General features: G+C 74.3%; 20 protein-coding genes. 13 read left to right on the top strand and 7 right to left on the bottom strand.

Going from position 1 to position 23,329, the window contains the following annotated elements; translation table 11 throughout:
- Positions 1 to 33 precede the first annotated feature (33 nt).
- Positions 34 to 510: a cysteine dioxygenase gene (locus LX15_RS23325; protein WP_253671777.1), complete on the top strand. Its 477-nt coding sequence runs from the start codon at positions 34 to 36 to the stop codon at positions 508 to 510.
- Positions 511 to 864: 354 nt separating this feature from the next.
- Here LX15_RS23325 and LX15_RS23320 read toward each other — a convergent pair whose 3' ends face one another.
- The gene (locus tag LX15_RS23320) at positions 865 to 1,524 is read right to left on the bottom strand and encodes a pyridoxamine 5'-phosphate oxidase family protein (protein ID WP_253671776.1); all 660 of its coding nucleotides are present in this window, start codon (positions 1,522 to 1,524) and stop codon (positions 865 to 867) included.
- Positions 1,525 to 1,594: 70 nt separating this feature from the next.
- Here LX15_RS23320 and pdxR point away from each other — a divergent pair, with 70 nt between their 5' ends.
- Both pdxR and LX15_RS23310 read left to right on the top strand, forming a co-directional pair.
- The gene (pdxR, locus tag LX15_RS23315) at positions 1,595 to 3,013 is read left to right on the top strand and encodes a MocR-like pyridoxine biosynthesis transcription factor PdxR (RefSeq protein ID WP_253671775.1); all 1,419 of its coding nucleotides are present in this window, start codon (positions 1,595 to 1,597) and stop codon (positions 3,011 to 3,013) included.
- A gap of 105 nt (positions 3,014 to 3,118) precedes the next feature.
- Positions 3,119 to 4,216, top strand: coding sequence for a D-alanine--D-alanine ligase family protein (locus tag LX15_RS23310; protein ID WP_253671774.1), 1,098 nt, complete (start codon positions 3,119 to 3,121; stop codon positions 4,214 to 4,216).
- A gap of 844 nt (positions 4,217 to 5,060) precedes the next feature.
- On the opposite strand, the gene LX15_RS23305 is transcribed toward LX15_RS23310, so the two are convergent.
- Complete coding sequence (locus LX15_RS23305) at positions 5,061 to 5,684, bottom strand: DUF3515 domain-containing protein (protein WP_253671773.1); 624 nt, start codon at positions 5,682 to 5,684, stop codon at positions 5,061 to 5,063.
- 21 nt (positions 5,685 to 5,705) lie between these two features.
- Entirely contained in the window at positions 5,706 to 5,942 is a 237-nt protein-coding gene (locus LX15_RS23300) for an Lrp/AsnC family transcriptional regulator (RefSeq protein ID WP_253671772.1), read from the bottom strand.
- 98 nt (positions 5,943 to 6,040) lie between these two features.
- Here LX15_RS23300 and LX15_RS23295 point away from each other — a divergent pair, with 98 nt between their 5' ends.
- The 4 genes from LX15_RS23295 (at position 6,041) to LX15_RS23280 (ending at position 9,221) form a co-directional block, all read left to right on the top strand.
- Positions 6,041 to 7,006, top strand: a complete 966-nt coding sequence (locus LX15_RS23295) for a thiamine-phosphate kinase (protein ID WP_301305120.1) — start codon at positions 6,041 to 6,043, stop codon at positions 7,004 to 7,006.
- Positions 7,007 to 7,075: 69 nt separating this feature from the next.
- The gene (locus LX15_RS23290) at positions 7,076 to 7,609 is read left to right on the top strand and encodes a GNAT family N-acetyltransferase (RefSeq protein ID WP_253671770.1); all 534 of its coding nucleotides are present in this window, start codon (positions 7,076 to 7,078) and stop codon (positions 7,607 to 7,609) included.
- A 142-nt stretch (positions 7,610 to 7,751) separates the two neighbouring features.
- Complete coding sequence (locus tag LX15_RS23285) at positions 7,752 to 8,273, top strand: gamma carbonic anhydrase family protein (protein ID WP_253671769.1); 522 nt, start codon at positions 7,752 to 7,754, stop codon at positions 8,271 to 8,273.
- 270 nt (positions 8,274 to 8,543) lie between these two features.
- Complete coding sequence (locus tag LX15_RS23280; RefSeq protein WP_253671768.1) at positions 8,544 to 9,221, top strand: uracil-DNA glycosylase; 678 nt, start codon at positions 8,544 to 8,546, stop codon at positions 9,219 to 9,221.
- A 58-nt stretch (positions 9,222 to 9,279) separates the two neighbouring features.
- Here LX15_RS23280 and LX15_RS23275 read toward each other — a convergent pair whose 3' ends face one another.
- A complete protein-coding gene (locus LX15_RS23275) occupies positions 9,280 to 10,059 on the bottom strand; it encodes a VOC family protein (RefSeq protein WP_253671767.1) in 780 nt (259 codons plus the stop codon).
- A 175-nt stretch (positions 10,060 to 10,234) separates the two neighbouring features.
- A complete protein-coding gene (gene rpmB / locus LX15_RS23270; RefSeq protein ID WP_253671766.1) occupies positions 10,235 to 10,426 on the bottom strand; it encodes a 50S ribosomal protein L28 in 192 nt (63 codons plus the stop codon).
- A gap of 205 nt (positions 10,427 to 10,631) precedes the next feature.
- Here rpmB and LX15_RS23265 point away from each other — a divergent pair, with 205 nt between their 5' ends.
- From LX15_RS23265 to LX15_RS23250, 4 genes are all read left to right on the top strand, one after another.
- Positions 10,632 to 12,290, top strand: a complete 1,659-nt coding sequence (locus tag LX15_RS23265) for a DAK2 domain-containing protein (protein ID WP_253671765.1) — start codon at positions 10,632 to 10,634, stop codon at positions 12,288 to 12,290.
- A gap of 73 nt (positions 12,291 to 12,363) precedes the next feature.
- Positions 12,364 to 14,589 carry an ATP-dependent DNA helicase RecG gene (gene recG / locus LX15_RS23260; protein WP_253671764.1) on the top strand — a complete coding sequence of 742 codons (2,226 nt, stop codon included), beginning with the start codon at positions 12,364 to 12,366 and terminating at the stop codon, positions 14,587 to 14,589.
- Between the two features lie 234 nt (positions 14,590 to 14,823).
- The gene (locus LX15_RS23255) at positions 14,824 to 18,204 is read left to right on the top strand and encodes a pyruvate carboxylase (RefSeq protein ID WP_253671763.1); all 3,381 of its coding nucleotides are present in this window, start codon (positions 14,824 to 14,826) and stop codon (positions 18,202 to 18,204) included.
- The gene (locus tag LX15_RS23250; protein ID WP_253671762.1) at positions 18,204 to 19,046 is read left to right on the top strand and encodes an arginase family protein; all 843 of its coding nucleotides are present in this window, start codon (positions 18,204 to 18,206) and stop codon (positions 19,044 to 19,046) included. The genes LX15_RS23255 and LX15_RS23250 overlap by 1 nt, the downstream gene beginning before the upstream one ends.
- 236 nt (positions 19,047 to 19,282) lie before the next feature.
- Here LX15_RS23250 and LX15_RS23245 read toward each other — a convergent pair whose 3' ends face one another.
- Together LX15_RS23245 and LX15_RS23240 are read right to left on the bottom strand one after the other, a co-directional pair.
- Positions 19,283 to 20,242 (bottom strand): ABC transporter substrate-binding protein, encoded by a 960-nt coding sequence (locus LX15_RS23245; RefSeq protein ID WP_253671761.1) that lies wholly within the window; start codon positions 20,240 to 20,242, stop codon positions 19,283 to 19,285.
- Between the two features lie 139 nt (positions 20,243 to 20,381).
- Positions 20,382 to 20,936, bottom strand: a complete 555-nt coding sequence (locus LX15_RS23240; RefSeq protein ID WP_253671760.1) for a MarR family winged helix-turn-helix transcriptional regulator — start codon at positions 20,934 to 20,936, stop codon at positions 20,382 to 20,384.
- Between the two features lie 69 nt (positions 20,937 to 21,005).
- On the opposite strand from LX15_RS23240, the gene LX15_RS23235 reads away from it, so the two are divergent.
- Together LX15_RS23235 and rsmD are read left to right on the top strand one after the other, a co-directional pair.
- Positions 21,006 to 21,740, top strand: a complete 735-nt coding sequence (locus LX15_RS23235) for an SDR family NAD(P)-dependent oxidoreductase (protein ID WP_253671759.1) — start codon at positions 21,006 to 21,008, stop codon at positions 21,738 to 21,740.
- A 59-nt stretch (positions 21,741 to 21,799) separates the two neighbouring features.
- On the top strand, positions 21,800 to 22,420 hold the full coding sequence (gene rsmD / locus LX15_RS23230) for a 16S rRNA (guanine(966)-N(2))-methyltransferase RsmD (protein WP_253671758.1): 621 nt from the start codon (positions 21,800 to 21,802) through the stop codon (positions 22,418 to 22,420).
- Positions 22,421 to 23,329: the final 909 nt, after the last annotated feature.

The raw sequence follows: 23,329 nt of genomic DNA, 5'->3' as shown, positions 1-23,329 counted from the left end.
GCCGGTCCGCGCCGCACGCGCCCGGAGCCCACCGTGTTCGCCGTTCCCCCCAACACCGTCGCCGCCACCGCCTCGCACACCGTCGCCCACCCCGCGCTCGTCGCCATGGCCCACGCCGCCGACAACGGCTGGCGCCGCCTGCTGCGCTACGACCCCGACCGCCGCTGGACCGCGCTGCTGGACAGCACCGAGGACCACGAGGTCTGGCTCATGTCCTGGCTGCCGGGGCAGCACACCGACCTGCACGACCACGCCGGCTCGACCGGCGCGTTCACCGTGGTCTCGGGCGTGCTCTCCGAACGCGTCGCCCGCGCCGCCGCCGACGGCGGGCCGCCGGAGGCGACACACCTCGTGCGGGCCGGGCAGACCAGGGTCTTCGGCCCGGGACACGTCCACCGCGTGGCCAACGAGGGGGTCGACCCCGCGGTGAGCGTGCACGTCTTCCGCCCGGGCCGGCGCGGCATGAACCGGTACCGGACGAGCCCCGCCGGCCCCATCCGCCTCCCGTAACGCCCACGAGGCGTCGCGGGCGGACGGACGCCTGGCCCACGGACCGCTGGGAGGTCCGTGGGCCAGGCGTGCCTCTCGGCGCGTGAGCACCGCTCGCTGGACGAGCTTCTCCGTGCTACGGCCGGGCTCCCGGTGTTCCGGGTCCGGTTCGAGGCCATCGGCGCATCGGGTCGGACGACCGTCTCGCGGACGCCGTCTCAGGTCGCCATCTCGCGGTCGCCGTCTTGAGGTCGCCGTCTTGAGGTCGCCGTCTTGAGGTCGCCTCTTGAGGTCACAGTCGCGCGGTCACCTGGGAAAACCGCGTGGGCGGCGCCGCGGGCGGAGGGAGAGCGGAGGCGCCACCCACGCGGCGTCTCACCCGGCGCGGCGTCGCACGTGCTCCGGCACCGGCGTGCCCTCGGGCAGGAGAACGCACGGCTCCGGCGCGCCGAACACCTGGCGGACGGGCAGCACGCCCGCCCACGCCGGAAACCCGGCGACGTCCTCCTCGTCGTCGACCGGCCCGCCCGTCCGCACCTTCAGCGCGGCCTCGGTCAGGTCCAGCGCGAGCACGGCGGTCGCGGCCAGCTCCTTGTGGTTCGGCAGCCGCGCGTGGTCCCACGACCCCGGCGCGATGTGCTCCATGATCACCCGGAGACCGTGCCACTTCTCCTCGTCGTCGGTCACCGGCCTCGCGGTGCCGTGCACCACGGCCGAGCGATAGTTCATGGAGTGGTGGCGGACGGACCGCGCGTAGACGATGCCGTCCAACAGCGTCACGTTGACGCACACGTCGACCCCGTCGGCGGCGGCGCGCAGGCTGCGCGCACCCGTCGAGCCGTGGATGTAGAGCGTGTCGCCGTCCCGGCCGTAACCCGTGGGCAGCACGAGCGGACTGCCGTCGACCACCACGCCGAGGTGGCAGACCAGACCGGCGTCCAGCACGTCGTGGAGCGCCGAGCGGTCGGTGACGGCCCGGTGCTTGCCTCGCTTGATCGTGGACCGGTCGGTGGGGGAGAGGTCGGAGCGGGTCACGACCCCAGGGTGCTGGCCCGAGGTGGCATCGTTGAAGGGCCATTCTCCGCCGAAGACGAAAGGCCACCGCGTGTCCGTGTCGCCCTCGCCGTCGCCCTCGCCGCTGCCCGCCGAGCTGCCCATCGCGCTCGACAGGGGGCGGGGTGTGCCGTTGGCGGTCCAGCTCGCGGACGCGCTGCGCGCCGCCGCCGCGGCGGGACAGCTCCGCAGCGGCGACCGCCTGCCCTCCACCCGAATGCTCGCCGCCCACCTCGGCGTCAGCCGGACCGTCACGGCGGCCGCCTACGAACAACTCCACGCGGAGGGGTGGATCGACGGGCGGCACGGCTCGGGGACCTTCGTGACCACGACCCCGCCCGGGGCGCGGGCCCGGCCCGCGCCGGCGCCGCTCCAGGAGCCGCGACAGGACGACGTGGTGCACCTGGTGCCCGGCGCGGCCTGGGCCGAGGGGCTGGACCGCGCGGCGTGGCGCAGGGCGTGGCGGGCCGCGGCGGACGAGCCGCCGCTGATCCTGCCCCGCCGCGCCGGCCTGCCCTCCTTCCGCGCCGCCGTCGCCGAGCACCTCCTCCGGCACCGCGGCCTGGTCGTGCCGGACGAGTCCGAGCGCCGCGACCCGGTCCTGGCCACGGCGGGCACCACCGCGGCCGTGACCGAGCTGGCCCACGCCGTGCTCCGCCCCGGCGACCGCGTCGCGGTGGAGGAGCCCGGCTACCAGCGTGCGGTCGGGGCGTTCCGCGCCGCGGGGATGGAGGTCGTCGGCGTCCCGGTGGACTCCGACGGCCTCGTCGTGGCGGCGGTCCCCGACCGCGTGCGGGCGGTGTTCTGCTCGCCCGCGCACCAGTACCCCCTGGGCGGGAGGATGCCGGCGGCGCGCAGGGTCGAGCTGGTCGCCCGCGCCCGCGCCGAGGGCTGGTTGGTGATCGAGGACGACTACGACGGCGAGCTTCGCTACGACGTCGCGCCCCTGCCGCTGCTGGCCGCGCTGGCCCCGGACGTCGTCGTCCACCTCGGCACCACCAGCAAGATCCTCAGCCCCGTGCTGGGCGTCGGCTGGATGGTCGCCCCGCCCCCGGTGGCCGCCGCCGTGCTCGCGCACCGGGAACGCACCGGCACCAGCCCCGCGCCCGCGGGGCAGCGGGTGCTGGTCGCCATGGCGCGGCACGGCGACCTCGGCCGCCACCTGCGGCGGCTCCGCCGGGAGCTGGCCGCCCGCCGCGCGTTCGTCGTCGACGCGCTGACCTCGGCCGGTCTCCCCGTGCTCGGCGACGACGCCGGCGCCCACCTGCTGGTGCCGGTGCCCTCCGCCGAGGCCGAGCGACGGGTGGCCGAGGCGGGGGCGGCCCACGGGCTGCGCCTGGACGTGCTGGGCCGGCACTACAGCGGCACGCCCGACCGGCACGGCATCCCCGTCGGCTACACCGCCCCGACCAGGGCCCAGTTGCGCGCCGCCGTGCCCGTACTGGTCGACCTGCTCCGCTCGGCGCGGTAGCCCCTCTGCGCGGTAGCCCCTCCGTGCGGGGCGGCGCCCCCTCGGCGCGTGATGGCGCGCGCTCGCGCCGGTCCGCGCACCGCCGTCCGGGTAGGGTCGGACCTCATGACCGAGCGGAAGATCCGGGTGGCTGTCGTCTTCGGTGGCCGCAGCACCGAGCACGCCATCTCCTGTGTGTCGGCGGGCAACATCCTGTCCCACCTGGACCGGGACCGCTTCGAGGTGGTGCCGGTCGGCATCACCCGGGAGGGCGCGTGGGTGCTCGGCGCCGACGACCCCGAGGCCCTCGCGATCCGCGACCGCGAGCTGCCCTCGGTCGACGCCGGCGGCGCGGCCGTGGCACTGCCCGGCGACCCCACCCGGGGCGGTCTCGTCCTGCTGGAGCCGGAGCGCGCCGGCCAGGTGCTCTCCGGCGTCGACGTGGTCTTCCCGGTGCTGCACGGCGCCTACGGCGAGGACGGCACGATCCAGGGTCTGCTGGAGATGGCCGGTGTCCCGTACGTCGGGCCCGGCGTGCTGTCCAGCGCGGTCGCGATGGACAAGGAGTACACGAAGAAGCTGCTCGCGGCCGAGGGGCTGCCCGTCGGCGACTACGTGGTGCTGCGACGCGGCGAGGACGCGCTGACCGAGGAGCAGCGCGAGCGCCTGGGGCTGCCGGTGTTCGTGAAGCCCGCGCGCGCCGGGTCCTCGGTCGGGATCACCCGGGTGACCGAGTGGGACCAGCTCGCCGACGCGGTCGCGCTCGCCCGGCGGACCGACCCGAAGGTGCTGGTCGAGGCGGCGGTCGTCGGCCGCGAGGTCGAGTGCGGCGTGCTGGAGTTCCCCGACGGGCGGGTCGAGGCGTCGCTGCCGGCCGAGATCCGGCTCGTCGGCGAGGGCGTCGAGTGGTACGACTTCGAGGCCAAGTACCTCGACGACGTCTGCGAGTTCGACATTCCGGCGAAGCTGGACGACGAGGTCGCCGAGCGCCTGCGGGAGATGGCGGTGCGGGCGTTCACCGCGCTGGAGTGCCAGGGCCTGGCCAGGGTGGACTTCTTCGTCACCCCGGACGGCGGGCTGGTGGTCAACGAGGCGAACACGATGCCGGGGTTCACGCGCGGCTCGATGTACTGGCGCATGTGGGCGGCGACCGGGGTGGACCTGACCAAGCTGCTCACCACGCTGGTCGAGACGGCGCTGGCGCGGGGCACCGGCCTGCGCTGAGCCGACGCGTCCACGGCCTCCGGCCGGGGGCGTTGCGTTGCCCATGTTGGGTCGGGGACCGCGTGCTCTGGTAGCGCCGCCAGGCATCAGTTGAGTGGGTTGATCGGGCCGTCTTCTCCGTAGGGGAGGGCGGCCCCTGCCCTGCTACCGGCCGCGCCGGCCGGGCGGCACCCGCGTGAGAACGCCTCCGACGCCGCGGTCCTGAGCGGTCCGCGTTCGCGGGGCATCTCCTCCGACGCGGCGAGCCCTGCGCCAGTCGGACCGGCTTCCTCGCCGAGGTGCGGAGCGAACGCCCCGACCCCCTCACCTCAGGTCAGCCCCCACCCGCCCTGGGGGGCGAGCCCCGCTCCAGCCTATCGGCCCCACCCCCGCCGGCCCAGGGCGAAACCGTGGCCTGTGGACAACTGCCCCGCCGCCGGCTCCGGTTCACCCGACAATCGGGTCACCGCGAGCGAACCACCCCGCCCCTGTGGATAACTCCGGGAAATGACTTGACAGCCAGGCGCGAAGCCTCACCGCCCCGCCCGCGTGGCGCATGCCCCAACGATCACCGGTGTCCGGCCGGCTGGTGCCCACCGCCCCGCCCGCGTGGCGCACAAACCCCGGTGATCAACGGTATCCGGCCGGGCTGAAGCCCACCGCCCGCCCGTGCCGTGCACACCCCGGCGATCAATGGTGTCGGGCCGGCTGGTGCTCGCCGCCCCGCCAGTGCGGCGCGCACCCGCGAGACGCGGCGGCGCGGAGAACACGCTCACCCGAACCGGGGCTACCAAACCCCGCCGCTGTCACCGAGAAAGGCGACGTTCGTCCTAAGAGGATAGTCCGATGTGGACGAACGTCGGGGTCAGCGGTTCGGGTCGACCGGCTGCTCCGGCAACGTGCGCCTCACCACGGACGACAGCTCCTGGATCGGGCCGGTGCCGCTCGCCTCGGGCAGGTTCACCGCCACGTACACCGGCCGGTCCACGACCGTCCACAGCACGCCCGCCGGGCTGTAGTCGCTCAGCCACGACACGCCGTTCACGACCGTGAGCTGCGACGTCTGCACGAGCGACGCCGGGCGGGGGACGCCGCACCGCAACACGACGGGGTCGTACTCCGCCCCGCCCCACGCGGCGGTCCCCACCGGCGCGGGCTCCGCGAGCTGACGGCGCGGCAGGGTCCCGTTGGGCACCGGGAGTTCGGCGGGCAGCGCGCCGAGCAGCGCGGAGCACTGCTCGGCGCCGGCCTGCGGGGCCGGCGTCGCGGTGACCGTCAGCGGGCCGGACGCGTTCGGGCGCGGCGTGGCCGGGCCGGACGCGCCCGACGCGGGCTGGTCCGAGTCGGTCGAGCCGGAGAGGATCCCGGCCACGGCCACCGCGCCCGCGAGCACCACGGCGAGCCCCAGGGCCACGCCGACGAGCGCTCGGGGTGGCCCCGGGGGCCGGGGTGCGGTGTTCGGCTGTCCGGTGGGCTCCTCGTGCGTCACCCGCTCACTACAGCACGCGGCTCACTTGATGTGGACGACAGGGCAGGTCAGCGTGCGGGTGATGCCCTCGACCGCCTGGATCTGCGCCACCACGAGCTGGCCGAGGTCGTCCACGGTGTCCGCCTCGGCCCTGACGATCACGTCGTACGGCCCGGTGACGTCCTCGGCCGTGATCACACCCGTGATCTGGCCGATCCGCTCGGCCACGGCGGCAGCCTTGCCCACCTCGGTCTGGATCAGGATGTATGCCTGGACCACGGCGCGCCCCTTCGTCTCGACGGCGATGCTCGGGGTAGGAACAGTGACGAGCAAAGTACCCCAGCAGGTGAGCGCGACGCTCGTGATCGGAGGCTGAGTTGGGCGCGGACGGACCGTCATCGGCGGACACCGTCGCTGGAATGGGTGAGTTCGGCGTCATCCGTCGGGTGACGGAGGGGCGCGTTCAGCCACCGAGCACCCTGCTCGGCCCCGGCGACGACGCCGCCGTGGTGGCTGCCCCGGACGGTCGGGTGGTGGCCAGCACGGACGTGCTGGTCGAGGGCGTCCACTTCCGGCTCGACTGGTCCACTCCGGAGCAGGTGGGACGCAAGGCGGTGGCGGTGAACGTGGCCGACGTGGCCGCGATGGGAGCGGTCCCCACCGGCCTGCTGGTCGGCCTCGCCTGCCCGCCCGACACCCCCGCCTCCGTGCTGGACGAGGTGGCCAACGGCATGTGGGCCGAGGCCGCCAGGGCCGGCGCCGGCGTCGTGGGCGGGGACATGGTGACCTCGGACAGCCTGGTGATCTCGGTCACCGTGCTCGGCGACCTGGAGGGCAGGGCCCCGGTGACCCGCTCGGGCGCCCGCCCCGGCGACGTGCTCGCGGTGGCCGGCCGCCTGGGCTGGGCGGCCGCCGGACTGGCCGTCCTGGGGCGGGGGTTCCGCTCGCCGGTGGCGGTGGTGGGGGCCCAGCGGGCCCCGGAGCCGCCGTACGCCGCCGGTCCCCAGGCCGCGGCGGCCGGCGCGACCTCGATGATCGACGTCTCCGACGGCCTGCTCGCCGACCTCGGGCACGTGGCCGAGGCGTCCGGCGTCGGGATCGACGTGCGCACCGAGCTGCTGGAGGTGCACCAGCGCCTGGTCGACGTCGCCAACGCGCTGGGCGCCGACCCGCTGCACTGGGTGCTGACCGGTGGCGAGGACCACGCGCTCGCGGCGACCTTCCCGTCGGTCGAGTCGGTGCCGGCCGACTGGCGGGTGATCGGCTCGGTGCGGCAGGGAGAGGGCGTGACCGTGGACGGCCGGCCCTACGAGGGGCCGCAGGGGTGGGAGCACTGGCGCTGACCCGGCACCTGCATACGTATGCACTAAAGGGGATTGTTACGCGCCGCTGTTCTGTCTAGGGTGCCGCACATGGAGCTGCGCGCGGTCGCCTACGACCATCCGCACGCCAGGAAGCTGGTCGCCGAGGTGCAGCAGGAGTACGTGCGCCGCTACGGCGAGGGCGACATCACCCCGGTCGACCCCGCCGACTTCTCCCCACCCCGAGGGCTCTTCCTCGTCGCCTACGTCGACGGCGTCCCGGTCGCCTGCGGCGGGTGGCGCGCGCACGACGGCGACGAGGAGGACTTCGTCGACGGCGACGCCGAACTCAAGCGCATGTACGTCGTCGAGGCCGCCCGGGGGCGCGGCTTGGCCCGCGCGGTCCTCGCCGAACTCGAGCGCACCGCCATGGCGGCCGGACGTCGACGCCTGGTGCTGGAGACCGGGACCAGGCAGCCCGAGGCGATCGCGCTCTACACCTCGTCCGGCTATACCCCCACGGCCAAGTTCGGCGTCTACAAGAACGAGTCGGGCAGCCGGTGCTTCGCGAAGACGCTCGACGCGTCCCTCTCCGGAGCCGGGCGCGACGAGGGGGCGGCCTCGGTCGGGCTCGCGGCGGGATGACCCCCACCTGTTCCCCGCTCGCCGCCTGATCAGCGCGGAGTCGCGCCCGCCCCGGAGAGGGCGCACCACTCGCGGGACGCGACGACCGCGATACGTACGGTTGTGCGATCACTGTGGAGGTCGAGCCGAGAGGGAGCGACCCATGCCCATCTACGCGTTGGGTGACGTCGAGCCGCGCATCCACCCCGACGCCTACGTCCACCCGGACGCCACCGTGATCGGTGACGTCCGCATCCGCGCCCACGCCTCGGTCTGGCCGCGGGCCGTGCTCCGCGGCGACTACGGCCGGATCGAGGTCGGGGAGCGCACCAGCGTCCAGGACGGCACGGTGGTGCACTGCACCGAGTTCCACCCCACCGTCATCGGGGCCGACTGCGTCATCGGCCACAACGTCCACATCGAGGGCGCCACCATCGCCGACCGGTGCCTCATCGCCTCGGGCTCCGTCGTGCTCAACGGCGCCGTGGTCGAGACGGGCGCGGTCGTCGGCGCGGGAGCCGTGGTCTCCTTCGACGGGCACGTGCCCGCCCGCGCCATGGCCCTCGGCGTGCCGGCCAGGATCAGGGAGGGGTACGAGGTCCCGGACGGCGCCTTCCAGTTCGCGGTCGACAAGTACGTCGCCAACATCGACCTCTACTGGCAGAAGCTCCGGCGGCTCGACTGACCGCCGGCCCCGCGCCCGCCCGGCCCCTGCCCGTCCCGGATGTCCCAGATGCCCCAGAACTGTCAGTGGTCGTGGGAACACTGACCCACTGATGTCGACGGAACGCGGTGACGTGACGTCGCGGAGACACGGACAAACTCGGGACAGGCACAGGACAGGGGGTTCCCTCCGATGGCAGTGGCCGGCGTCAACCAGCCCACCGACCGGGGTCAGCGGATCGACGGGGAGGGCGACAGGGACGAGCAGGGCGTTCGGCTAGGGTCACTGCCCGTGAGTGGACGTCCCCTGCACGAGATCGTGGAAGCCGGCTGGGCCGAGGCGTTGGCTCCGGTGAGCGAACGCATCGCGGCGATGGGTGAGTTCCTGCGGGCCGAGATCGCGGCCGGGCGCAGGTACCTGCCGGCCGGCGAGCACGTGCTCCGGGCGTTCCAGCAGCCGTTCGACGACGTCAGGGTGTTGATCGTCGGGCAGGACCCCTACCCCACGCCCGGCCACCCCGTCGGCCTGAGCTTCTCGGTGGCCCCGAACGTGCGGCCGCTGCCGAAGAGCCTGATCAACATCTTCCGCGAGTACACGGCGGACCTCGGCCACCCGACCCCGAGCAACGGCGACCTCACCCCGTGGGTGGACCAGGGCGTGCTGCTGCTCAACCGGGCGCTCACCGTCATGCCGGGCCGGCCCAACTCCCACCGGGGCAAGGGGTGGGAGGAGGTCACCGAGCAGGCCATCCGCGCGCTCGTGGCCCGGCGCAAGCCCATGGTCGCCATCCTGTGGGGGCGCGAGGCCCGCAACCTCCGGCCGTGGCTGGAGGGTGTGCCGTGCGTCGAGTCGCCCCACCCCAGCCCGATGTCGGCCGACCGGGGCTTCTTCGGCTCCCGTCCGTTCAGCCGGACGAACGCGCTGCTGGAACAGCTCGGCGTGGAGCCCGTCGACTGGAAGCTGCCCTAGTCGGCACGGGGCCGGCGCTGGCGGAGCCGCGTCGGCCCCGTGGAGCCGCCCCGCGACGTCACCATCCCCCGGCCGGCGCGCTGATCAGGGAGAACAACGCTCCCTGCGGGTCGCGCACCACGGCCATCCGACCGTACGGGGAGTCCTGCGGGCCGACCACCGTGCCGCCGCCGTGCTCGTCGACGACCCGCACGGCGGCGTCGGTGTCGGGCACCGCGAAGTAGACCTGCCAGTGCGACGACATCTGGGCGGGCCAGCTCGTGTCCATGGTCATGATCCCGCCGACCTCGCGGTCGCCGGCGCGGAACGTCGTGTAGTCGAACTGCTCCGACATCGGCGGGGAGATCTCCACCCCGAACACCGACGCGTAGAAGCGGCGGGCGGCGGGGGCGTCCCTGCTGGCCAGCTCGTTCCAGACCATGGCGCCGGGCTGGTTGACCACCCTGGCCCCGATGTGCGTCCCCGCCTGCCACACGCCGAACACCGCCCCGGCGGGGTCGACCGCCACGACCATCGAGCCGAAGTCCATCACGTCCATGACGTCCATCAGCAGCCGGCCGCCGTGGGCGGTGACCGCCTCGGCGGTCGCCCGGACGTCGTCGGAGGCGAGGTAGGTCAGCCAGGTGACCGGCTGCTGCTGGTCAGGGGGTGGCGTGTAGAGGGCGGCGACGGGCTTCCCGTCGACCAGCGCCTGGGTGTAGTGCCCGGTCTCGGCCGGACCCACGGCGTAGTCCCAGCCGAGGAGCTCCCGGTAGAAGTCCATCGCCCGTTCCCGGTCCGAGGCCGAGAGGTCGACCCAGCAGGGGGTCCCCTGGACGTAGGACGTGACCTCGCTCATGCCCGGACCTCCCACCCGCGCGGGGCCGCTGTCGGGCCGATGCTGGCACCGCCACGGGCGCGCCGCCAGCCGAGCGGGCGGTCGCGGGGCCGGTCGAGCGGGAAGTGGCGCACGCGGAACGGCCCGGGTGGCGAGCCACCCGGGCCGTTCGACGAACTGGCAGAACCGTGTCGCGTCAGCCGCGAACGACCTTGCCCGCCTTGAGGCAGGAGGTGCACACGTTCATGCGCTGGCGCTGCGAGAGGCCGACCTTCGCGCGCACGGTCTGGATGTTCGGGTTCCACCGGCGGTGGGTACGCCGGTGGGAGTGCGAGACCGACATGCCGAAGCCCGGCCCCTTGCCGCAGACGTCGCAGACGGCAGCCACGTCAGACACTCCTTACGTCGTTCCTTGGACGCGCGGCCGCACCACACGGGATGCGGGGCGCGGAAAAGTGCACGTGCCCGGGCCGGGCCGGGCCATCAACTCGGACAGGGTAGCCCGAGACGACTGGGGCAGCCAAACCGCCCCCTCCGCCGGCGTCTAGTCTCGCCTGGTCTGCCGATCACCATCACCAGCGAAGGGCGGAGCCGTGCTGCGGGTGCTCGACGCGGCGGCGCTGCGCCGCTGGGCCGCGGCGTGCGTCGAGGCGCTCGACGCCGACCGCGAGGACATCGACCGCATCAACGTCTATCCCGTCGCGGACGGGGACACCGGGACGAACCTCCTGCACACCCTGCGGGCGGCCCTGGACGCCCTGCTCCGCGTGGAGTCGGGCGCGGAGGTCGGCGTCGCCGCCGCCGCGCTCGCCAGGGGCGCGCTGGCCGGCGCGCGCGGCAACTCCGGCGTGATCCTCTCGCAGGTCCTGCGCGGCTTCGCCGAGGCGTTCCGCGACCGGCCGACGGCGGACGCCGCCGCGTTGCGCTCCGCGTTCGCGCGGGCCGCCGACCTGGCCCACGCCGCCGTCGCCGACCCGGCCCCCGGCACCGTCCTGTCCGTGCTGCGCTCCGTCGCCGAGGCCGTCGCCGAAACCGACGCGGTCCCCGAATCCGGGGCCGCACCCGGGGCCGGAGCGGAGGACGCGGCCGGCCTGGCCGAGGTCGTGGTCACCGCGGCGAGGACCGCCGCGCACGCCCTCGCCGAGACCCCGCGCCAGCTCGCGGCGCTGGCCAGGGCCGGCGTGGTGGACGCGGGGGGAAGGGGACTGGTCGTCATCCTCGACGCGCTCGTCGCGACCGTGACCGGCCAGGCGGCGCGCGCCGACGTTCCCCAGCACCGGGTTCCCCGCTCGGCCGCCGTCCTGCACGCCGAGCGTGAGAGCGGCTCGACCGAGTTCGGGTACGAGGTCATGTACCTGCTCGACCGGACCGACGACGCTAGGGCGGCGTGCCTGCGCGCGGAGCTGGCCGAGCTGGGCGACTGCGTGTCCGTGGTGTCCGACGGCACACCGGGCGGGCTCGGCCTGTGGACGGTGCACGTCCACACCAACGACGTCGGCGCCGCGGTGGAGGTCGGGATCGAGGCGGGTCGTCCGCACCGGATCACCGTCGTCCGCTTCGCCGACCAGGTCGCCGCCGAGCCCAGCCGGTTCGCCAGGGACCGGGCCGTGGTGGTGGTCGCCGACGGCGCGGGCGCCGCCGAGCTGTTCCGGGGAGAGGGCGCCGTGGTCGTCGTCGGCCGGCCCGGCGTCGCGGAGCTGCTCGCCGCGATCACCGGAAGCCGGGCGCGGCACGTCGTGGTGGTGCCCAACGCCGACGAGCTGACCCCGGTCGCCGAGCAGGCCGCCGACCAGGCGGTGCGGTCCGGGCAGGACGTGATCGTGGTGCCCACCGCGTCCCCGGTGCAGGGGCTGGCCGCGCTGGCCGTGCACGACGCCACCCGACGGCCCGGCGACGACGTGGTCGCGATGGCCGAGGCCGCGGCCGCCACCCGCAGGGGCGAGCTGGTCGTGGCCCAGCGGGAGGCCCTGACCTGGGTCGGCCGCTGCCAGCCCGGCGACGTGCTGGGCATGGCCGAGGGGGAGGTCGTGTTCATCGCCGAGCCCGCCGACCTCGTCGGGGCCGCGTGCCGGCTGGTCGACCTCATGCTGTCGGTCGGCGGGGAGCTGGTGACGGCCCTGGTGGGCGCGGAGGCGCCGGGCGGGCTGGCCGCGGAGCTGGAGGAGCACCTGCGGCGGACCCACCCGGAGGTCGAGCTGACCGTCTACCCGGGCGGGCAGACCGAGGCGATCCTCCGACTGGGTGTCGAGTGAGCGGTGGGACGTGCGGGCCTGGCGGGGCGTCGACCCGCGCCGGTGTCGGACGCGCGGGGTTGAATGAGTCCCGATGACCACGCTGGACGACAAGCTGGACCGGGTGCTCGGCGCGAAGAGCGGCAAGGCGCTGGAGACGGCGCTGGGCCTGCGCACGGCCGGCGACCTGCTGCGGCACTACCCGAGGCGCTACGCCGAGCGGGGCGAGCTGACCAGCATCGCCGGTCTGGAGATCGGCGAGCACGCGACGGTGCTGGCCCAGGTGGAGCGGGCCACGACACGGCGCATGCGCAGCAGGCGGGGCAACATCCTCGAGGTCCGCATCACCGACGGTCACCGGCACATGACGTGCACCTTCTTCAACCAGTCCTGGCGCGAGCGGGAGCTGCTGCCCGGCAGGAAGGGCCTGTTCGCCGGGAAGGTGACCGCCTACCGCGGCCAGCTCCAGCTCGCCCACCCCGAGTACAAGCTGCTCGACGCCGTCGACGAGGGCGAGGAGCGGTCGGAGGCCGAGGAGTTCGCCAGCACGCTGATCCCGGTCTACCCGGCGGCGCAGGGACTGCCCTCCTGGTCCGTCGCGCGGTGCGTGGAGCAGGTCCTGGACACCCTCGACGACCCCGACGACCCGTTGCCCGAGGAGCTGCGGCGCCGGCACCGGCTGCTCGACCTGGGCGCGGCGCTGCGGAACATCCACCGGCCGGAGGACAGGGCGGCCGTCGAGGCGGCCAGGGACCGGCTGAAGTGGGATGAAGGGCTCGCCGTGCAGCTCGCGCTCGCGCAGCGCCGCCGGTCGGCCCAGTCCCGGCCCGCGCCCGCGTGCCCGCGCCGGCCCGGCGGGGTGCTGGACGCCTTCGACGCCCGGCTGCCGTTCCGGCTCACCGCCGGCCAGCGGGAGGTCGGCGAGGCCGTCGCGGCCGACCTCGCCGGCGAGCACCCGATGAACCGCCTCCTCCAGGGTGAGGTGGGCAGCGGCAAGACCGTGGTCGCGCTGAGGGCGATGTTGCAGGTCGTGGACGCGGGCCGGCAGGCGGCGATGCTGGCGCCGACCGAGGTGCTGGCCGCCCAGCACGCCCGCTCGCTGCGCGAGATGCTCGGCGACCTGGCGATGGCGGGCGAGCTGGGCGCGGCCGAACAGGCCACCAGGATCACCCTGCTCACCGGGTCGCTGCCGGCGGCCCAGCGCAAGCAGGCGTTGCTGGACGCCGCCTCGGGCGCGGCGGGCATCGTCGTCGGCACGCACGCCCTGATCCAGGAGCGGGTGTCCTTCGCCGACCTCGGCCTGGTCGTGGTGGACGAGCAGCACCGCTTCGGCGTCGAGCAGCGGGACGCGCTGCGGGCGCGCGGCGGGGAGGAGACCAGCCCGCACGTGCTGGTCATGACCGCGACCCCGATCCCCCGCACGGTCGCGATGACCGTCTACGGCGACCTGGAGACCTCGGCCCTGCGCGAGATGCCGGTGGGGCGTTCGCCGATCGCCACCACGGTCGTGCCCGCCGCCGAGAAGCCGGCGTGGCTGGACCGGGTGTGGCAACGCATCGTCGAGGAGGTCAGGGCGGGGCACCAGGCGTACGTGGTGTGCCCCCGCATCGGCGACGGCGGTCGGGACGAGGAGACCCCGGACGCCGCCTCCGGCGCCGCCGAGCCGGAGGCGGGGCAGGACGAGGGCGGGGCCGACGGCGAGCGCCGGCCGCCGCTGGCGGTGCTGGAGGTGGCCCCCGCGCTGGAGACCGGCCCGCTGGCCGGGCTCCGGGTCGGGGTGCTGCACGGCCGGCTGCCCTCGGACGAGAAGGACGCGGTCATGCGGGCCTTCGCCGCCGGCGAGGTGGACGTGCTGGTGGCGACCACGGTCGTCGAGGTCGGCGTGAACGTGCCGAACGCGACGGTGATGGTGATCATGGACGCGGACCGGTTCGGGGTCAGCCAGCTCCACCAGCTCCGCGGCCGGGTGGGCCGGGGCAGCGCGCCGGGGCTGTGCCTGCTGGTCACCGAGGCGCCCGGGGGCACGACCACGAGGGAGCGGCTGGACGCGGTGGCCTCCACCCTGGACGGTTTCGAGCTGGCCCGCCTCGACCTGGAGCTGCGTCGGGAGGGCGACATCCTCGGCGCGGCCCAGTCGGGGCGGCGCTCGACCCTTCGGCTGCTGTCGCTGCTGCGGGACGAGGACCTGATCGCCGAGGCCAGGGTCGAGGCCCAGCGGATCGTGGCCGCCGACCCGGATCTCGTCGAGCACCCCGGGCTGGCCCGGATGGTCGCCGAGCTGGTCGACGACGAACGCGCGGAGTATTTGGAGAAGGCCTGAGGCGGACCCCTGGGAGCGTGGTTCACCGTGCTCTGGCGTGACCGTAGGTGTTAGGCGAAGGTGGATGGGGCAGTTTCCCCGTCCCCGGCCCAACAGCGTGTCCGGTGGCCCGTCAAGCGGTGGCCTCGGTGACCGGAGATGATGTCCGTCACCTGGGATAATCCTCCCGAAGCGCGGGACACTCGGGGTACGGTGCGGGCCACCCACCCCTGACCACCTTCGGGAGGAACCGGGATGTTTCGCAAGGTCCTCGTCGCGAACCGCGGCGAGATCGCGATCCGCGCCTTCCGCGCGGCGTACGAGCTGGGCGCGAACACCGTCGCCGTGTTCCCGTACGAGGATCGCAACTCGCTGCACCGGTTGAAGGCCGACGAGGCTTACGAGATCGGCGAGCCCGGGCACCCGGTGCGCGCCTACCTCTCGGTCGAGGAGATCATCAAGGCCGCGCGCGAGGCGGGAGCCGACGCGGTCTACCCCGGGTACGGCTTCCTGTCGGAGAACCCGAAGCTCGCCGAGGCCTGCCGGCAGGCCGGCATCACGTTCGTGGGCCCCACGCCCGAGGTCCTCACGCTCACCGGGAACAAGGCGACGGCGGTGGCGGCGGCCAGGGAGGCCGGGCTGCCCGTGCTGCGCTCCTCGGCCCCGTCGTCCGACGTGGACGCGCTGGTGGCCGCCGCCGACGAGGTGGGCTTCCCGGTGTTCGTCAAGGCCGTGGCCGGCGGTGGCGGTCGCGGCATGCGGCGGGTGGACCAGCCGGGCGCGCTGCGGGACGCGCTGGAGGCCGCGATGCGGGAGGCCGACGCGGCCTTCGGCGACCCCACGGTGTTCCTGGAGCAGGCCGTGGTGGAGCCCCGGCACATCGAGGTGCAGGTCCTCGCCGACGCCGAGGGCAACGTCATCCACCTGTTCGAGCGGGACTGCTCGGTGCAGCGGCGGCACCAGAAGGTCATCGAGATCGCCCCCGCCCCGAACCTGGACCCCGAGCTGCGCGAGCGCATCTGCGGGTACGCCGTGGCCTTCGCGCGGCACATCGGCTACGTCAACGCCGGCACCGTCGAGTTCCTGGTCGACCGGGAGGGCAACCCGGTCTTCATCGAGATGAACCCGCGTATCCAGGTCGAGCACACGGTGACCGAGGAGGTCACCGACGTCGACCTGGTGCAGTCGCAGCTTCGCATCGCCGCCGGCGAGACCCTGGCGGACCTCGGCCTGAGCCAGGACGCGATCCAGCTCAGGGGAGCGGCGTTGCAGTGCCGGATCACCACCGAGGACCCGGCCAACGGGTTCCGGCCGGACACCGGCATGATCAGCGCGTACCGCTCGCCGGGCGGCTCGGGCATCCGGCTGGACGGCGGCACGGTGCACGCGGGCGCGGCGATCAGCGCGCACTTCGACTCCATGCTGGTCAAGCTGACCTGTCGGGGCAGGGACTTCTCCCTCGCGGTGGCCAGGGCCCGGCGGGCCGTCGCCGAGTTCCGCATCCGCGGCGTGTCCACGAACATCCCGTTCCTCCAGGCCGTGCTGGACGACCCCGACTTCCGGGCCGGCCGGGTCACGACCTCGTTCATCGAGCAGCGGCCGCACCTGCTGACCGCCCGCCACTCCGCGGACCGGGGCACCCGACTGCTGACCTACCTCGCCGACGTGACGGTCAACCGGCCCCACGGGCCTCGTCCGTCCACTGTAGACCCAGCACTGAAGCTGCCGGCCGGTGTGGACCTGTCCGCCGAGCCGCCGGCGGGCTCGCGCCAGAAGCTGCGGGAGCTGGGGCCGGAGGGCTTCGCCTCGTGGCTGCGGGAGAACCCGGCCGTCGGCGTCACCGACACGACCTTCCGGGACGCGCACCAGTCGCTGCTGGCCACCCGCGTCCGCACGAAGGACCTGCTGACGGTCGCCCCGCACATCGCGCGGATGACCCCGCAACTGTTGTCCGTGGAGGCGTGGGGCGGCGCCACGTACGACGTGGCGCTGCGGTTCCTCGCCGAGGACCCGTGGGAGCGGTTGGCCGCGTTGCGCTCCGCGCTGCCGAACATCTGCATCCAGATGTTGCTGCGCGGCCGCAACACCGTGGGCTACACGCCTTACCCGACCGAGGTCACCAAGGCCTTCGTCGAGGAGGCGGCCACGACCGGGATCGACATCTTCCGGATCTTCGACGCCCTCAACGACGTCGCGCAGATGCGGCCGGCGATCGAGGCGGTGCGGGAGACCGGGACCGCCGTGGCCGAGGTCGCGCTCTGCTACACCGCCGACCTGTCCGACCCGGCGGAGAAGCTCTACACGCTCGACTACTACCTCCGACTGGCCGAGCAGATCGTCGACGCCGGCGCGCACGTGCTGGCGATCAAGGACATGGCCGGCCTGCTCCGGCCGCCGGCCGCGGCCCGGCTGGTCTCCGCGCTGCGCTCGGAGTTCGGCCTGCCCGTCCACCTGCACACCCACGACACCCCCGGCGGCCAGCTCGCCACGTACCTGGCGGCGATCCAGGCCGGGGTGGACGCGGTGGACGGCGCGGCCGCGTCGCTGGCCGGCACCACCTCGCAGCCGGCGCTGTCGGCGATCGTGGCCGCGACCGACCACACCGAGCGGGCCACCGGCCTCGACCTCCAGGCCGTCTGCGACCTGGAGCCGTACTGGGAGGCCGTGCGGCGGGTGTACGCGCCGTTCGAGTCCGGCCTGCCCTCGCCGACCGGCCGCGTCTACCACCACGAGATCCCCGGCGGCCAGCTCTCCAACCTGCGGCAGCAGGCGATCGCGCTCGGCCTCGGCGACCGGTTCGAGGACATCGAGGCGATGTACGCGGCGGCCGACCGCATGCTCGGCCGGCTGGTCAAGGTGACCCCGTCGTCCAAGGTGGTCGGCGACCTGGCGCTGCACCTGGTGGGCGCCGGGGTGGACCCGAAGGAGTTCGAGGCCGAGCCCGGCAGGTTCGACATCCCGGACTCGGTCGTCGGCTTCCTGCACGGCGAGCTGGGCGACCCGCCCGGCGGCTGGCCGGAGCCGTTCCGCAGCCGCGCCCTGGCCGGCCGCAGCGCGCCCCGGCGCCTGGTCGAGCTGACCGACGAGGACAGGGCCGGGTTGGCGGACGACCGCAGGGCCACGCTGAACCGGCTGCTGTTCCCCGGCCCGGCCAGGGAGTTCGCCGCGCACCGCGAGGCCTACGGCGACACCAGCGTCCTGCGCAGCAAGGACTTCTTCTACGGTCTGCGGCCGGGTGAGGAGTACTCGGTCGACCTGGAGCCGGGCGTGCGGCTGCTGATCGGGCTGGAGGCCATCGGCGAGGCCGACGAGCGCGGCATGCGCACGGTGATGGCCACGCTCAACGGCCAGCTCCGGCCGATCCAGGTGCGGGACCGCTCGGTGGCCACGGACGTGCCGGTCGCGGAGAAGGCCGACCGGACCAACCCGGACCACGTGGCCGCACCGTTCGCCGGCGTCGTCACGCTGTCGGTGGCCGAGGGCGACCAGGTGGAGACCGGCCAGACCATCGCCACCATCGAGGCCATGAAGATGGAGGCCGCGATCACCGCGCCCAAGCAGGGCGTGGTCAAGCGGCTGGCGATCGGCTCGGTCCAGCAGGTCGAGGGTGGTGACCTCCTGCTGGAGCTGGCCTGATGCCGGTCGAGCTGCTCGCCGTCCCCCAGCACCAGGGCGCGGTCGTCGTCGACGGCGGCCGACTGCCCACCGGCTGCGCCGCGCTGGCCGAGCTGGCCGGCGCGGCGCTGGGCCGGCCGCCCCGCGTGGTGGCGGTCGCCTCGGGGACCACGCCCCTGACCGGGGGAGTGGCCAGTTTCAGCGGGTTGGTGGCCAACCGGTGGGCGCAGCTCGCCGTGCTCCGGCGGGTGCGTGAGCCGGTGCTGCTCGTCGGCGGGGACTGCGGCGTGGAGACCGCGGCGCTGGCCGTGGCGAGGGCGCGTTGGGGTGACGGCCTCGGGGTGGTGTGGTGGGACGCGCACGCGGACCTCAACACCCCGGGGTCGTCCCCGTCCGCCGCGTTCCACGGGATGGCGTTGCGCGCGGCGCTGGGGGAGGGTGACCCGGCGCTCGTGGCGGACCCGCCGGTCGTCGCCGGTCAGGTGGTGCTCGCGGGCGTCAGGGCCCTCGATCCCGACGAGCGCGCGGTGATCGCGGAGGGCCTGGTGACGCACCTGGGGCCGGACCTGGCGCGTGACCCGGGTCGGGTCGCCGCGGCCCTGGTCGGGAGCGGCGCGAGCCACGCCTACCTGCACGTCGACCTGGACGTGCTCGACCCGGACGAGTTCGGCGGCGCGTGCTGCCCGGAGCCGGGCGGGTTGACGGTGGACGAGGTCGTCGCCGGGATCGAGGCGGTGGCGGCCGCGCTCCCGGTGGTCGGGGTTGGGGTGACCGAGTGCGTCACCACCGACCCCGTTGAGCTGCGTCGGATCATGCCGATCCTGGAGGCCGCGCACGCCGCCCTCGCGCGCTGGAGCGACTGAGTCGGAGCGAGAGCCCGACGGCGGCAGTGCTTCCGGTGGCCGGCCCACCGACAGCTCATGCGCTGAGGGGAACGCCCCGGCCTGACCGTCGTGGTGCAGAGGTGGTGCCAGAAGGTGCCGCTCAGGAGGGGCGGGGTACGTGCGGCAAGCCACTCTGTCCACAAGTGATCCGAAACCAGCTCCAAAAACGAGGGGGCGGCGCGTAGGCGCCGCCCCCTGTTCGTCGACCGGGTCTCCTACTTGAGGATGTTCTTCAGGTCATCGAGGATCTTGTTGGCGGCCAGCAGGCCGAGGCCGACGTAGAAGTGGTCGTCGTCGACCCGGTGAGCCTTGCCCGCCTGGACCGCGCCGAGGGACTTCCACTGCGGCATCTCGGTCACCGTCTTCTCCCCGGACTTCTCCGGGTCGCCGAAGGACGCGTAGAGCAGCACGTCGCCGTCGAGCTGGCCGATGTTCTCCCGCGAGACGTCCTGGAAGACCTTCTGGCCCTGCTGGGACTGCGGCCGGCTGACGCCGGTGTCGGCGAGGACCGTGCCGAGGAACGAGTTCGGCGTGTAGGCCCGGATGGTCTGCGAGCCGGTCACGAACCGCACCGCGCTGACCTTCTTCGTCGCGGGGTCGCCGAGCTGCTGGCCGACCTGCCTCGCCCGGTCCCGGTACTGGCCGAGGAGCTTCTCCGCCTCGTCCTTCTTGCCCAACGCCTCGGCGTCGAGCAGGAAGGTCTCCTTCCACGTCGCCCCGATCTGGTCGGCGAACACCGTGGGCGCGATCTGGCTGAGCTTGTCGTAGAGCTGTGCGTGGCGCACCTTGTTGGACAGGATCAGGTCCGGTCGGGCCTCGGTGATCTTGTCGAGGTTGGGCTCGGGGATGGTGCCCACCCGCTTGGTGTCCCTGAGCCGGTCCTTCAGGTACGCGGGGAAGTCCGAGGAGACCTCGGTGGTCACCGCGCCCACCGGGGTGATTCCCAGCGCGAGCACGCTGTCCAGCTCCCCGGTGTCCAGGACGACGACCCGCCGGGGGTTGGCGGGGACCTTGGTCTCGCCCATCGCGTGCTTCACGACGCGCTCGGCGCCCTGGCCCGAGGACTCGCCGCCGGCCGGGGCGGAGCCCCCGTCGCCGCAGCCGGACAGGGCCAGCCCCGCGGCGGCTGCCAGGGCGATGAGGGTGGTCAGCGGACGGATGCGACGTCGGCGCACACGGTCCTCCTTCGGCGGTCGCGCTCCTCGTGGTCGACCGCCTCCCGGACGGTCCCCGGGAGGTTAGCCTGACCTAACCCGGGCCGACCATGGGCCGACCGGGTCGGCGAACGTCACAATTCGGGCGGCGACCGCCCCGTCACCGCTGGTCGCCGACCTGCCCCGGTTCGTCCGGCGCGCCGAGGCGCGCCCTGAGCCCGCCCAGCAGCACCCGGAGGAGGTCGGCCAGCAGCTCCTGCTGCTCGTCCGTGAGGTGGTCGATCAGGTCCTGCTCGTGGCCCAGCAGCCGGTCCACCGTGCCCTCGATCACGCGGTGCCCCTCGTCGGTCAGCGTGACGTGCCGGGTGCGGCGGCCGGAGGCCGTCCGCTCCGCGCTGACCAGGCCGGCGGCCTCCGCCCTCGCCACCCGCTGGGTGATCGCCCCCGCGCTGACCAGGCACGCCCCGGCGAGTTGGGCGGGGGTCATCCGGTAGGGCGGCCCCGCGCGGCGCAGGGTGGACAGCAGGTCGAGGGTCGCCTGGTCGACGCCGAGCGCGGCGAGGGTGCGCCGCCGCTCGTCGCCGAGCAGCTTGGCCGCGTGCCAGATCCGCGAGATCACCCCGATCGAGCGCACCGGGGTCGCGGGGCGCTCCCGTCGCCACGCGTGCTCGATCGCGTCGACGGCGTCGAATCCGGGTTCCCCCGCTGAGTTCACCTGATCTAGCCTACCGGGGGGATGTTTAGGTCTAAACATCGTCGAACGAGTCCATCCGAGGGAGGAACGATGACCAGGACGGCTGTCGTGACCGGGGGCGCCACGGGCATCGGGAGGGCGGTCGCCGCCAAGCTGGCCGCCGCCGGCACGGACGTCGTGATCACGGGGCGGCGGGCCGACCGCCTGGCCGCCACCGCCGCCGAGCTGGGCGACCGGGTGCGGGCGGTGGCGTTCGACGCCGCCGATCCGGACGCGGTGCTGGCCGCGCTGCCCGAGCTGCCGGAGCGGATCGACGTGTTGGTCAACAACGCCGGCGGCAACGTCGAGAACCACCGCCCCCTGCCGGAGAACCCCGACCTGGCCCAGGTCCGCGCGGCCTGGCTGGCGAACCTGGAGGCCAACCTGCTCACCGCGGTGCTGGTCACCACCGCGCTGCGGGACCGCATCGCCCCCCACGGCCGCGTGATCAGCATCGGCTCGATCGGCGCCCGCACCGGCGGCGGACGCGGCTACGGCGCGGCGAAGGCGGGGCTGGAGGCGTGGAACGCCGAGCTCGCGGCCGACCTCGGTCAGCGCGGCGCGACCGCCAACGTCGTGTCGCCCGGCCTGATCGAGGAGACCGAGTTCTTCGGGAACGCGCTGCCCGAGGAGCGGCGGCGGTGGCTCGTCGCCCAGACCGCCACCGGCCGCGCCGGCCAGCCGGACGACGTCGCCGCCACCGTCGCGTTCCTCGCCTCACCGGACGCGGGGCACGTCACGGGGCAGGTCGTGCACGTCAACGGGGGCGCGCACCGGGGGCTGTAGCCCGCCGACGCTCCCCCGGTCGGGCGAGTGGGGCCATCCGGGGGTGCGACGATGGGCGGGTGACGCGGATCGTGGCCGGGACGGCCGGTGGACGACGGATCGCGGTGCCACCCCGCGGCACCCGCCCCACCTCGGAGCGGGTGCGGGAGGCCCTGTTCAGCGCGTTGGAGGCGATGCTCGACCTCGACGGCGCGCGCGTGCTGGACCTCTACGCCGGCTCCGGGGCTCTCGGGCTGGAGGCGTTGTCGCGCGGGGCCGGCCACGCCCTGTTCGTGGAGGCCGAGCGCAGGGCCGCCGACCTGCTCCGCCGCAACGCGGCCGACCTGCGGCTGCGCGGCGCGGAGGTCCGCACGGGCTCGGTCGCCACCGTCCTCATGGAGACGCCCGCCCTGCCCTATGACGTGGTCTTCGCCGACCCGCCGTACGCGCTGGGCGAGGCCGAGCTGCGGGAGGTGCTCGGCCGGCTGGTCGAGCGGCGGTGGCTGGCTCCCGGCGCGGTGCTCCTGGTCGAGCGGTCGGTCAGGAGCGCCGACCCGGAGTGGCCCGAGCCGCTCACGGCGCTGCGCAGCCGCCGCTACGGGGACACGGCCGTGCACTGGGCGGAGTACCTCGGGCCGGACGCCGACACGGCCGGCGCAGGCAACACGGACGCAGGCGGTGCCGACGCCGGGCGACGCTGACGCCCGCCACGGGCGACACTGACAGCGACACCGAGACGGGTACGGACGCCGACATCGGCACCGAGTCACTGACGCTGGGTGACTCCGCCGCCGGGACGCCGCGACCGATGCCGACGCCGATCCACGCATGGACGACAGCGACACCGACACGGGCACGGACACTGATACGGCCGACACAGTCGCCACGGCGAACAGCCGCCACGGCCGGCGCTGACGCCCGCCACGGATGACACCGACTGCGACAGGGACACGGACGCCGGCACAGTTGACGCGGTCGACGCGGGCAACCCAGACACAGATGGTGCTGGCGCCGGGTGGCGCTGACGCCCGCCACGGGCGGCACCGACTGCGACATGGGCACGAACGCCCGACACGGCCGGCGCGAACAACATGGAGAACACAGTCGACGCGGCCGATGCGGGCGACACAGGCACAGATGGTGCTGACGCTGGGCGACGCTGACGCCCGCCACGGGCGACACCGGCTGTGACATGGGCACGGGCGCCGACGCGGTCGACGCGGTCGACGCAGACACACGCGGTGCTGGCGCTGGGCGACGCTGACGCCTGTCGCGGGCGACACCGACAGCGACACGGGCATGGACGCCGACGCGGACGGCGCGAAACAACACGGCCAAACACAGTCGGCACAGTCGCCACGGCGAATACAGCGTGCGGCCGGCGCTGACGCCTGTCGCGGGCGGCACCGGCTGTGACATGGGCACGGGCGCCGACGCGGTCGACGCGGCCGATGCGGGCGACACAGGCGCAGGCGGTGCTGGCGCCGGGTGGCGCTGACGCCCGCCACGGATGACACCGACAGCGACACCGGCACGGACGACGCGAACAACATGGAGAACACAGTCGACGCGGCCGATGCGGGCAACACAGGCACAGATGGTGCTGGCGC

Source organism: Streptoalloteichus tenebrarius (assembly GCF_024171885.1).
Classification (GTDB): Bacteria; Actinomycetota; Actinomycetes; order Mycobacteriales; family Pseudonocardiaceae; genus Streptoalloteichus; species Streptoalloteichus tenebrarius.
Note: the sequence above shows the minus strand (reverse complement) of the source record. Positions and strands in the feature narration are given on the sequence as shown.

Excerpts from the sequence above, each read along its gene's own strand:
- LX15_RS23310 (WP_253671774.1), top strand. The coding sequence starts at position 3,119 with ATGACCGAGCGGAAGATCCGGGTGGCTGTCGTCTTCGGTGGCCGCAGC.
- LX15_RS23290 (WP_253671770.1), top strand. The coding sequence starts at position 7,076 with ATGGAGCTGCGCGCGGTCGCCTACGACCATCCGCACGCCAGGAAGCTG.
- LX15_RS23285 (WP_253671769.1), top strand. The coding sequence starts at position 7,752 with ATGCCCATCTACGCGTTGGGTGACGTCGAGCCGCGCATCCACCCCGAC.
- LX15_RS23275 (WP_253671767.1), bottom strand. The coding sequence starts at position 10,059 with ATGAGCGAGGTCACGTCCTACGTCCAGGGGACCCCCTGCTGGGTCGAC.
- recG (WP_253671764.1), top strand. The coding sequence starts at position 12,364 with ATGACCACGCTGGACGACAAGCTGGACCGGGTGCTCGGCGCGAAGAGC.
- LX15_RS23255 (WP_253671763.1), top strand. The coding sequence starts at position 14,824 with ATGTTTCGCAAGGTCCTCGTCGCGAACCGCGGCGAGATCGCGATCCGC.
- LX15_RS23250 (WP_253671762.1), top strand. The coding sequence starts at position 18,204 with ATGCCGGTCGAGCTGCTCGCCGTCCCCCAGCACCAGGGCGCGGTCGTC.
- LX15_RS23235 (WP_253671759.1), top strand. The coding sequence starts at position 21,006 with ATGACCAGGACGGCTGTCGTGACCGGGGGCGCCACGGGCATCGGGAGG.